The organism is Nostoc sp. NMS2, from assembly GCF_017115105.1.
Lineage (GTDB): Bacteria > Cyanobacteriota > Cyanobacteriia > Cyanobacteriales > Nostocaceae > Nostoc.
In genome coordinates this window covers 1-11118 of sequence record NZ_JABXKH010000014.1, presented here as the reverse complement: position 1 = coordinate 11118, position 11118 = coordinate 1, and the positions used below count along the sequence as shown (strand labels likewise).

Genomic DNA, 11118 nt, shown 5'->3' with positions numbered 1-11118 from the left:
CCTCGCAACCCCACCCCGCTTTTGTCTAGCGACAAAATCTCCCCTCCCCGTTCACCTACGGTGTACACACAAGTCTGCTCACCTGATTCCATATCGTTTTGATCCCCCCTAACCCCCCTTAAAAAAGGGGGGAACTAGAATCAAAGTCCCCCTTTTTAAGGGGAGCCACTGCGGGAACAGGGGTCTCCCCCGCCGCAGGATGCGCGAAGCGCTGTAGTGGAGCATCTGGCGTGTGGGGTAAAATAACTGTGGAATAAGCTTTCTGACTTAAGTTGACACCAATGACCATTTCATACTCCCTACATCTTCTAACTGTTTGGAGTTATTAGACTTCTAATCCGCTACAACAGAAGAAACCCTCTGCTAAACCTGTGAAAAAACGAGTAACACTCACCTTCCCGAAACGCGCCGTGCAAATGCCAGTCACTTACGTACTGGCCAAAGAATTCAACGTCGCTGCTAATATTATCCGTGCCCAAGTTGCCCCAAATCAAATTGGCAAACTAGTAGTGGAACTAGCGGGAGATATCGATCAACTAGATGCTGCTATAGAGTGGATGCGATCGCGCCATGTTAACGTTTCTTATACTTTAGGCGAAATTGCGATCGACGAGGATGTCTGTGTCCATTGTGGCTTGTGTACTGGGGTTTGTCCTACTGAAGCCCTGACTCTCCACCCAGAGACATACAAACTGACATTCACGCGATCGCGCTGTATCGTCTGCGAACAGTGTATCCCTACTTGTCCCGTACAAGCAATCTCCACTAACCTTTAAAAATCCAAAATCGTTCGACTGAGCGACTTGTGCCGAGCCTGTCCTGAGCGTAGCCGAAGGGCGAAGTCGAGGTAAGTCGAAGTCCAAAATCCAAAATCCAAAATTATTCCAGCTTAAACACATCCGCTATTACACCACCATCACCCACCAGCCTACTTTTTGCTGGAGAGTCATAAACTACCAATAGCGAAGGTATACCAGCCACATCCTGAAACAGCGTCATTCCCTCAGCGCGATCTTCCCGATTTCCATAAGGAATATCCTGGACAAAATCGGGATTACTGAAGACATTTTCTCGCAGATTCACGCCATTTACCCAACGATATATTTGCACGGGCCCATCTAAATCCATCGTTGGGCCGGCTAAAATCAACAAATCTTTACCATCTACACACAAATCCCGAATTCCCAAACCATTCAACCAGACAAAATGCTTTTTATATAACTCCTTGGCTTCTCCAATTTGCCGCAGTTTCATAATTCCAGCGCTAGAATCTTCTAACTCAATTTCCAGCACCACAGCCCAACCCCGCAATACAGGACCACGCAAACCCAAAAAAATCCGGTTTTGATAAACGCCTATTCCTTCAATATCAAAGCCGTTATCTTTTCCTGGAATTGATGCCTTGATAAACAAGCCTAAATGAGGGTCATCTGCCAAAGCTGTCATCAGCAAATTACCCTGTTCCGTTACCTCTAGTTTAGCGGCATTCAATTGCACATCTGGATTTTGAGAATGCGGACAAGATGAGAATAAGTTACCGTCTATTAGAGGAATCCGTCCTAAGACGTAACGATTAGGTTCTGATTCAATTTTTGCCAGCCGGTTAAAGTTTTGTGCATTAGTCTTATCAGGTTTAGGCTTTTTACGTTTGTAGCTATGAGAACCAACAAACCATAGATAATCATCAGTGTAAGCAAGTCCCTCTATATCTATTTCTTCATTTTCTGGTGCAGGTAAGTTGATAAATTCTGCTACCCGAAATTGTTGATGATCTGTAAAATTATCAGTATCAACCAAAGACAGACGTTCAATAGTTGAGGTTTCATCTGACCCTAACCATAAATACTTCTGATGTGTTAACAACAGTGCTGATAAGTCTTCTCTATGTTCTTTAAAATTATCTACAAAAGTCAAGATAACTTGATTAAGCAAATGTGAGTTTGACATTTTAAATCATCCTTATGATTGCAAAAAGATTAATCATGTTATCATAATAGACCTATGTAAATAAATAGAAGCTATCGGACATATTAAATCGCAAAGGTGAATCGGCTCTTTATACCTTTGGTAGATAGTGTAGATTTCTAAGATGGTATGCAACTATCAATAGTAAGAATGAATATTACAACTTTCATTGAATAAAAAAAATATCAAAAGTGGATAGAAGTTTTTAACTAATGTTATTATTCAATAACCTCATGAGGTAGTCATTAAGATCAATTATGAAATTAGCCACACAACCCACGGTAAAAACTCTAGGGGACTACGCCTACCAAGCGATTCAAAAACACTTTAAGAAAACCTTGAAGTGGGAAAAATCAGTAAAGAAAGATGAAGATCCAGAAGCGCTCCATCAAATGCGAGTAGGAATGCGTCGCTTACGCACGGCTGTAACTAGGTTTGGACTAGCAGTGGATGTACCAAAACCAATCAGCGATAAAAATATTGGTAAAATAGCCCGTCGTCTTGGTAATTTGCGAGATTTAGACGTACTCAAAGAAAGTTTGGAAAACAATTACAAACCAAACTTACCACGTAAAGAACAGGAATCTTTACAAACAGCTTTCAACGCTTTAGCTAAACAACGTGAAGATGTACTATCGAGTGTACAGAAAACGTTAAAAGACGAATCTTATAAGTCTTTAAAAGAGGCATTGGATAAGTGGTTAGATAAACCAAATTATCAACCATTGGCATCTATTACTATCCAGCAAGTCTTACCAGATTTACTTTTGCCAGAAGTGAGTAACTTCTTACTACATCCAGGTTGGCTAGTTGGCACTCAACTTGTAGAATCAGAGGTAAAAATTCAGAATAACTGGAAACCAGAAAAGATAGAACAACAATTAACAACACAAGGCGAAATTCTGCATAGTTTGCGAAAAGAAGCTAAACGTATACGCTACCAAATGGAGTTATTTACAGACTTATATGGTGAGTCTTACGGAGCTTATATGACAGAAGTGAAAAATATCCAAGAAATTTTGGGTAACATGCAAGATAGTGCGGTCTTAACTGACTGGCTTGGAAAGGTATTTAAATCAGAAATTAAGACTGAGTTGCCTACCCTTGCGACTTTGTTAACTGAAAATCGTTATCAGTCGTGGCAGCAGTGGCAACCCCTGCAAGAACGGTATTTGAAAGCTGAGACTAGGCATAGCTTTCATTTAACAATATTGCACCCACTTTCAGGAGTAATAAATTAAAAGTTGCTCTTTATTGGGCACCACATCTGTCGTAGGGGCAATTCATGAATTGCCCCTACAGTGCGACTGTATTTCCCATCAAATAATTATTTCTTCTACTTCTTCAAGCTGCCTTAAGTTTTACTATTTTCTGTTTCTAAGATTTGGTAATTTGGCTCACCGGAATTTCAATCCAAAATTCTGTACCTAACCCCGGCTGAGAATCACATTTAAACACACCACCGTGTTTATCCACGACAATTTGATAACTTATTGATAACCCTAAGCCAGTGCCTTTTCCCACTGGTTTAGTAGTGAAAAATGGGTCGCAGATTCTTGCCTTCAGAGCTTCGGGTATTCCTGAGCCATTGTCTGCAATGCGAATTACTACGCTTTTGATATTACCTTCAAGCTCTCCAATAGCAGTACTAATGGTAATTTGACAGCTATGAAGTTTTGATGGAGATTCCCTGTAATCTTCAAGAGCATCGATCGCATTGCTTAAAACATTCATAAATACTTGATTCAGTGGCCCGGCATAGCATTCTACTAAGGGAAGCTCACTGTATTCTTTGACTAATTTAATAGCCGGACTTTCTGGTTTTGCTTTCAAACGATGCTGTAAAATTAGTAAAGTGCTATCAATGCCCTCGTGAATATCAACCGGCTTCATTTCTGCCTCATCAAGGCGAGAGAAATTCCGTAAACCCAAGACAATTTGACGGATGCGATCAACCCCAACTTTCATGGAAGATAGAGTTTTGGGCAAATCCTCCATGAGAAATTCTAAGTCTATCTCGAAGGTGCGATCGCGGATCTCAGGGCTGGGGTTAGGGGTATTTTGTAAATAGAGGTCTAGTATACTCAGTAAATCTTGGGCGTAATTGTTGACATGATTGATGTTGCCATAAATGAAGTTCACGGGGTTATTAATTTCGTGAGCAACACCAGCTACTAGTTGACCTAATGAGGACATTTTCTCAGTTTGGATCAGTTGGGTTTGAGTTTGCTTTAAATCATAGAGAGCTTGAGTCAGCTTTTCTGTCTGCTCTTTGGTTTGATTATGCAATTGGGCTTGTTGGAGTGCAACCCCAAGCTGATTGGCAATTTGAGTGATAAACTTAATTTCCGAGGCTTCCCAATGGCGGGGTTCAGAGTTCTGATAAGCTGCTAACAAGCCCCATAGCTGCTGCCCAATAAATATAGGTGCGATCGCATAAGCCCTTGCTTGAATTTGCTCTAGAACTGCAATGTGGCATTGCGAATGTCCAACTTGATAAATATCATCAACTGCAAAGGTTTCATTGTGACGATATCGCCCACCTTGGGTTTCCTGCAAATAGCTATCTTGCCAAACTGTCTTAGTATCAGAACCTACTAGCTTTACCCAGCGTTCGCCCACAAACTCGGCAATATATTCACCACTCCAATCAGCTTGGAAGCGGTAAACTGCAACTCGATCCGCTTGTAGTGATTTACAGATTTCTTGGGTGGTTGTCTGAAAAATCGCATCTAGATCGAGAGATTCCCTAACTTTCGCTACAACTTCAAACAATACCCGTTGTTGTTCTGCTGCTTGTTGCAAATTTAACGTCTGTTGTTGTGTCTGAGTGAGTAATTCAGCTTGCTGAAGTGCTACGCCCATTTGGGCCGCAATCTGACTGAGAAAGTTAACTTCAGAGGCTTTCCATTGTCGGAGGCCAGTGTGTTGATAAGTTGCCAGCAAACCCCAAAGTTTTTGCCCAACAAAGATCGGAGCAAGCACAAAAGCGTGAATTTGAAACTGCTCTAGATTGTCGATATGACACTTCGCAAATCCCATCTTATAGATGTCATCGACTGCAAATGTTTCATTGTTGCGGTAGCGTCCTCCCTGTGTATCTTGTAAGTAAGTATCATTCCAAATTGTATTAATACCTAGTTCGGACTCATTCGACCAATATGGACTAGCAGCCTCAAAATCCCCGACAAATTTACCACCCCAATCAGAATCGAAACGATAAACAGAAACGCGATCGGCTTTGATTAATTGACAAACTTCTTTAGTAGTGGTTTGAAAAATGGTATCTGTGTCCAGAGATTCTCGAATCTCGGCAATAACTTTAAATACAGCCTGTTCTTGTTCAGATGACCGTTGTAACTCAACTGTGCGTCTTTTAACTTGTTTTTCTAAATTTTCATTGAAGACTTGTACTTGTTGGTATAGTTCATATTGCTGAATTGCTGAAGCAAAATGTTTACCCAAGTTTCTAGCCAGTTCAATCTCTTCAACCGTCCATTTTTGAGCTTGTGCTTTTTTAGATTCGCGCCAAACCTCAAAGGATTGTCTAGGGTACAGTTGCCTTTGATCGCTGTCATATTGCCCTGCCCATAGAGTCTCTGTATCTACTTCGTTGCGGAAAATACTTAAATAGCCTAGCAACTGCTGACGATACTGGAGTGGGATCATCAACACGCTGCGAATTTTAGTTGGTTGAAAAGCAACTTGCAAAGTTCGCAAGTCAGAAATTTTATATATATCTGAAATTGCCCAAACATCGTATTTACTAGACTTGTAGTGTTCTTGCCAGACACTATATTGCTCTATTAGTGGATATATAGTTTGTTCTGGCATCACAGGTTGCTGTCCACAGATATAAAGCTTGATACAAGTATTTCCTGGTATTAAGCATTCTGTTAAGCTGGTAACGTTGCCATTGTGGAAATCAAAGGCTTCATTTCTAATGCAAAGCCTGCCACCAACTCCATTAAAGGCAGCAACAGTCGCTTCTAAGGCTGGTTGTAATACAATTGTCGGCAGTGAATGCAGCAGAGTAGCAATGCGGTTAATGATAGTTTCTTGTTCGGCTGTTTTGCGGACTTGGGTGAGCAGGGTACTTTGAGCGATCGCTACTGACAACTGCTCTACCACCATCTGCACTGCTTCTAGTTCATATTCTGAAATCAAACGCGCTTGGGAATTATGAGACACCAGTAGCCCCCAGAGTTGATCTTGATAGAGAATAGGCGCTACTACAGAAGATTTCACCCCCATTGCCGTCAAATATTCAATATGGCAGGAGTCTACAGAGCGGTAACGGATTTCCTCTGATATAATTTCTCCATTATCCAAGTCACGCAGGTGACTTTGACCAATCTCTTGAGTATCTACATTTACAACAGAACGCACCCGTGATTTGATAAATAGTTCACGAGCGCTGAGTGGAATATCGTCTGCCGGGAAATTCAGCCCCAGTAATGACGGTAAACGATTATTGTAAATTGACTCAGCAACCACTTGACCGCTACCATCAGCATGAAATTTGTAAATCATCACTCGATCAGTTTTTAGGAGCGATCGCACCTCCGCCGTAGTCACTGTGATAATTTCTTCTAACTCTAAGCTTCGTCGGATACGGTTTGTAATCCGGCGTAGTAAACTTTCTTCCTGGCTATATAAAGGCAAATTTTGTTCAGGATTGGAGGTCATTGCTTATAGAAAAATAAATTAGTATTTGCAAACTGAAGTTATTAAATCTAAAAACATTGTGAAATTTATTTCATCAATTTGTCTTCAGTAAAACTACGGTCTAATTACTAGTGAAAATATTTATTTAGCTTTTATAAAAATTCATCAAAAAATCATAAAAAAAGACGCTAAAGAATTGCGTCTGTACTAGCTAGAAGATAAATTTCTTGCTTGTTAGTTCTAACTTTTTGTTGACAGAGAAACATTCAACAAAATTAAACTCTTGTGTTGTCAGCAAAGCGGATTTTTAGATAGTCATCTTCCATCTTTGCCCCTCCTGGTTGGAGCGCTGCTAAGGCTTGTGGCAAAACTAAGTTACGACGATGGTTGCCAATAGTAATATTTAATTCGTCTCCGGTTTTACTTAGTTGAACTTGGTCTTTAGGAATACCAGGTAAATAAATTTCTAAGCTGTATTGGTTCTCCTCTTGCACGACTCTTAGAGTTGTTTCTTTGTAATAAACCTGAGTCGGATCTTCATCTTTATAAAGAGTTTCCTTGAGGCGTTCCAATGCAGCTAATCCACACATTTCTTCAGAAAATAGGGGAACTTCTTTCACAGGAAGAGGGTGGAAATTATCATGAATTTCCTGGCGATATTGCTCCTGACTTTCCTTCCAACGTTGGAAAAAGGGATCTTGGACAACGCTTGGGATAATCCGATTAGCCACTACTAAATCTGTTGCAACATTATACAAACTCAGATAAGCATGGGCACGCAGAGATTCTTTAATCACCATCTTTTCAGGATTTGTGACTAGACGCACTGAGGTTTGGGTATTGTCTGTTAAGACTTTTTCTAGAGCTTCAATTTGTTCATAAAATTCATAAGGGGCATCCATCACCTCTTTATCGGGTAGCGAAAAACCAGCAATTGGTCTAAAAAAGGGTTCAACCAGAGGGCGAAGTGCTACCGAGATGTTTTGAAATGGTTTGTAAAAACGGCGCATATACCAGCCACCGACTTCAGGTAGACTCAGCAAGCGCAGTGCAGTACCAGTGGGGGCTGAGTCGATAATCAAAACATCAAACTCACCTTCATCGTAATGGCGTTTCATCCTTACCAAGCCAAAAATCTCATCCATGCCTGGTAAAATTGCCAATTCCTCCGCCTGTACGCCATCTAAACCCCTTGCTTGTAAAACTTGGGTAATGTAACGTTTTACAGCACCCCAGTTTCCCTCTAGTTCTTGCAGCGCATCCAGTTCTGCACCCCACAGATTTGGGCGAATTTTTTGGGGTGCGTGTCCCAGTTCTATGTCAAAACTATCTGCCAGGGAATGAGCCGGATCTGTACTTAAAACCAATGTCTGATAGCCCAGTTCTGCACAACGGAGTCCAGTTGCAGCAGCGACGGAAGTTTTGCCCACGCCGCCTTTACCAGTCATCAAAATTACACGCATAGATGCTTCTATCCTGCCTGAGAATTTTTTACATTTATTTACATTATCGACTGTTTAAGGAAAATAAATGTTGTCTCTAGGGATGAACAGTGTCTAAATCTAGGGTGCGATCGCTACAAAGCTAGTGTGGGGAGCAATGCTCTAACAGTTAGATGGGGAGGCAGGGGGAGCAGAGGGAGCAGGGAGTGAAGATGAGGGGGACAAGAAAGACAAAAAAGACAAGATAAAATTTTCTCCCTTGTCTCCCTTGTCTCCCTTGTCTCCCCTATCTCCCCTATCTCCCTCTGCTCTTTTCACGATGATCTTACTTTTTCGCGTCGCTCCCCTTTAGGATCACCACAAAAACTACTAGAGGCTTTGTCAGTTATCCAAGAGCGATCGCTTTGTTTATTTCTTATTCCAGAGACTTAAAAATGCTTGAGAGATAGCTGGGGTAATCTGACTTTGTAAGTGATTTAGTGCATCACGATGGTTTTGATTGTTGTCGTCATAATAAGTGAACAAATTTGTCAGCTTGACAATCTCAGGATTTTGGTCGTTTGTCCCTCTCCATTTGTTAGTAACTTTGTGTAAAACGTCCTTGGGTAGGTTTTTTTGTAAGTTATTTAACGCTGCGATGTAAGAAGGATTTTGAGGATTCTTTTTGAATTGGAAGCACAAATCTATCAGCTTGAGTTGTGATTGTGGCTGGGGCTGGGGCTGAGGCTTATCTGTTAGGTTAGACTGCTGTAGAATTTGACGCTGTTCAATAGTGGCAATGCCATTTTCAGTTAAACCTTGAGATTTCTGAAATTTCTTGACTGCTATATAAGTAGCTGGGCCATAAAATGGCAAGTCTTTTGGAATTTCGGCAGGGGTTGCAAAACCGTGAAACTTCAATCTATTCTGAAGCCCTTTGACTGTATCTTCCATTACAGTTCGAGTCTCGGCATCAGCGTTACCATTTACCACAAGTTTTTGTGAGTACTGCTTCTGAAACTTTTTAATCGCTTCTTCAGTAAGATCATCTGTCAATGAGTTGTTATTGCGCTTCCAGGGAGCGAATTTAGTCAGATCGGGCTTCGGATCAATCTCAGGGGCTAAATATCCCAGCCCGATCAAGATATGACGAATGACTTCAGGACTACTAATGGCCATGCTCTTTGATTCCTTTGCGACTAAACTACCATTTAATGTATCTGGTTTTACAAAAATTAAGTAAGTAGAGATAAATAAATCTAACATAATCTTATTTGCAAGGCGTTTCAAAAGTTAAGCGATGTGTCACACCAAGTTGCTTTTCTAGAAGGCGTTCGGCGTAGGTAACTACACACCTGGAAACAGAAAAGTGGTTTTAAGTCTTGGTGAGCGATCGCTTATTCTCAGCTATTGATGATGATACTACGTTGTAAGGGCACACATCTTACTTACTAGTTATTGGCATTGGTGCGTGCGTCATCCGGTAAGCTTTGAATCGGGGCTTGCTACGTTTAGGGAATAGAGTAATGGTAGTTTTGCGATATCTCGTGATTATTATCACCTACATCGGGCTAGGATTAGGATATTTGCCCGGACTGCGGATGAATCGGGCGACGATCGCCATTGTTGGGGCTGCCTTCTTAATGGCATTGGGAGTACTAGATTTGCCTGCGGCGTGGGGTGCGATCGACTACAAAACACTAATTTTTCTATTTGGCATGATGGTAATCAGTGCCAATCTCGCCGTCTCTGGTTTTTTCCAGCTTGCCCTTGATTATACAATCCGCCGCATCCACAGCCCATTTGGGTTACTAGTGGTGTTAACTTTTGGCAGTGGCATTCTCTCAGCACTTTTTCTCAATGATACAATTGCTCTAATTTTGACACCTTTAGTAGTTGGTATTACCCAATTACTCAAGCTTAAACCTATTCCCTATTTGCTGGCGCTAGCAGGTGCAACTAACCTTGGTTCCGTTGCCACTTTGAGCGGTAATCCTCAAAATATCTTGATCGGTTCCTTCTCTGGCATTAGTTATCTAGACTTTGCCAAAGCCTTAACACCACTTGCGTTGATCTGTTTGACGATTCAGGTAGGTTTATTGTGGTTATTATATCCAGAAGTGCGATCGCGTAGCGTCTCCAAAGAAGATTCGCTTCACCCTTACTTAAAAGTAAAACCACCTCGTTACCACATCTTCAAGCCACTGTTAATTAAAAGTCTATTGATTACCACCGGATTACTAGTAGCATTTTTAATCGGAATTCCTACTGCTGAAGTTACCTTGATTGCTGCCGCACTATTACTAGTAACGCGCCGCATCAAGCCTGAGCGAATTTTACAAAAGGTAGACTGGGACTTGTTGTTAATGTTTTGTGGACTGTTCATCCTTACCGAGGGTGTGCAAAAACTTGGTTCTTTAGGATGGCTTTCTCGTTTTGTTCACGATCCCTTAAGCATTTTGGGGATAACGGCGTTGCTATCAAATTTAGTGTCGAATGTACCGGCTGTACTGCTACTACATCACCTAATTCCCCATCCCGACACCCGCACTTGGCTACTACTAGCGGCGGTTTCAACACTGGCAGGAAATCTCACCCTGCTGGGTTCGGTGGCAAACTTGATTGTGGCGGAGGCTGCTACCAAACAGGGATATCGACTCACTTTTGGGGAACATTTGCGATTTGGGCTACCACTAACTGCTATTACATTGGTGCTTACCTATTTTTGGATTGCTTAATATTTTTGTAAAAGCATCAATGAAAGTTGTTACGTAATACACAAGTATATAATTGTAGTATAAATATGCTAATTACAAGCAAATGAGTGATTCTCGCTTCGTCAAAATCAGCAAATATCTCAGCAAATATCTGCGACACACACCGGATGCAATTGGAATTAAACTTGCTCCTGGTGGTTGGGTTGCTGTTGATGAATTAATTACGGCTTGTGCTAAAAACAATTTTCCGATTACCCGTCAAGAATTAGAGACGGTAGTAGAATCTAGCGAGCTTAATATGGGCTAAAATATCTTTTCTTTTATGGAAACTGGCATTATCTAAAATA

General features: G+C 41.2%; 7 protein-coding genes and 1 pseudogene. 4 read left to right on the top strand and 4 right to left on the bottom strand.

Annotation, left to right across the window (positions count from 1 at the left end; all coding sequences use genetic code 11):
- Nucleotides 1–371 precede the first annotated feature (371 nt).
- Nucleotides 372–776, top strand: coding sequence for an NIL domain-containing protein (locus tag HWQ36_RS00900; protein WP_012411079.1), 405 nt, complete (start codon nt 372–374; stop codon nt 774–776).
- Nucleotides 777–879: 103 nt separating this feature from the next.
- Here the strand turns inward: HWQ36_RS00900 and HWQ36_RS00895 are convergent, their stop codons facing one another.
- Nucleotides 880–1947 carry a DUF3616 domain-containing protein gene (locus HWQ36_RS00895; RefSeq protein WP_292697121.1) on the bottom strand — a complete coding sequence of 356 codons (1068 nt, stop codon included), beginning with the start codon at nt 1945–1947 and terminating at the stop codon, nt 880–882.
- Between the two features lie 275 nt (nt 1948–2222).
- On the opposite strand from HWQ36_RS00895, the gene HWQ36_RS00890 reads away from it, so the two are divergent.
- Nucleotides 2223–3206 carry a CHAD domain-containing protein gene (locus HWQ36_RS00890; RefSeq protein WP_292697119.1) on the top strand — a complete coding sequence of 328 codons (984 nt, stop codon included), beginning with the start codon at nt 2223–2225 and terminating at the stop codon, nt 3204–3206.
- 136 nt (nt 3207–3342) lie between these two features.
- Here the strand turns inward: HWQ36_RS00890 and HWQ36_RS00885 are convergent, their stop codons facing one another.
- The 3 genes from HWQ36_RS00885 to HWQ36_RS00875 form a co-directional block, all read right to left on the bottom strand.
- Nucleotides 3343–6654 carry a GAF domain-containing protein gene (locus HWQ36_RS00885; protein ID WP_292697117.1) on the bottom strand — a complete coding sequence of 1104 codons (3312 nt, stop codon included), beginning with the start codon at nt 6652–6654 and terminating at the stop codon, nt 3343–3345.
- A 254-nt stretch (nt 6655–6908) separates the two neighbouring features.
- On the bottom strand, nt 6909–8096 hold the full coding sequence (locus HWQ36_RS00880) for a TRC40/GET3/ArsA family transport-energizing ATPase (RefSeq protein ID WP_012411082.1): 1188 nt from the start codon (nt 8094–8096) through the stop codon (nt 6909–6911).
- 387 nt (nt 8097–8483) lie between these two features.
- Complete coding sequence (locus HWQ36_RS00875; RefSeq protein ID WP_292697107.1) at nt 8484–9233, bottom strand: peptidoglycan-binding domain-containing protein; 750 nt, start codon at nt 9231–9233, stop codon at nt 8484–8486.
- A gap of 347 nt (nt 9234–9580) precedes the next feature.
- Between HWQ36_RS00875 and HWQ36_RS00870 the strand changes: the two genes are divergently transcribed.
- Nucleotides 9581–10792 carry an anion transporter gene (locus HWQ36_RS00870; protein WP_292697104.1) on the top strand — a complete coding sequence of 404 codons (1212 nt, stop codon included), beginning with the start codon at nt 9581–9583 and terminating at the stop codon, nt 10790–10792.
- Between the two features lie 82 nt (nt 10793–10874).
- A pseudogene (locus tag HWQ36_RS00865) lies at nt 10875–11063 on the top strand (RNA 2'-phosphotransferase); the annotation flags it as partial.
- Between the last annotated feature and the right edge of the window lie 55 nt (nt 11064–11118).

Coding starts and splice junctions, on each gene's coding strand:
- HWQ36_RS00890 (WP_292697119.1), top strand. CDS start 2,223: ATGAAATTAGCCACACAACCCACGGTAAAAACTCTAGGGGACTACGCC.
- HWQ36_RS00880 (WP_012411082.1), bottom strand. CDS start 8,096: ATGCGTGTAATTTTGATGACTGGTAAAGGCGGCGTGGGCAAAACTTCC.
- HWQ36_RS00885 (WP_292697117.1), bottom strand. CDS start 6,654: ATGACCTCCAATCCTGAACAAAATTTGCCTTTATATAGCCAGGAAGAA.
- HWQ36_RS00875 (WP_292697107.1), bottom strand. CDS start 9,233: ATGGCCATTAGTAGTCCTGAAGTCATTCGTCATATCTTGATCGGGCTG.
- HWQ36_RS00870 (WP_292697104.1), top strand. CDS start 9,581: ATGGTAGTTTTGCGATATCTCGTGATTATTATCACCTACATCGGGCTA.
- HWQ36_RS00895 (WP_292697121.1), bottom strand. CDS start 1,947: ATGTCAAACTCACATTTGCTTAATCAAGTTATCTTGACTTTTGTAGAT.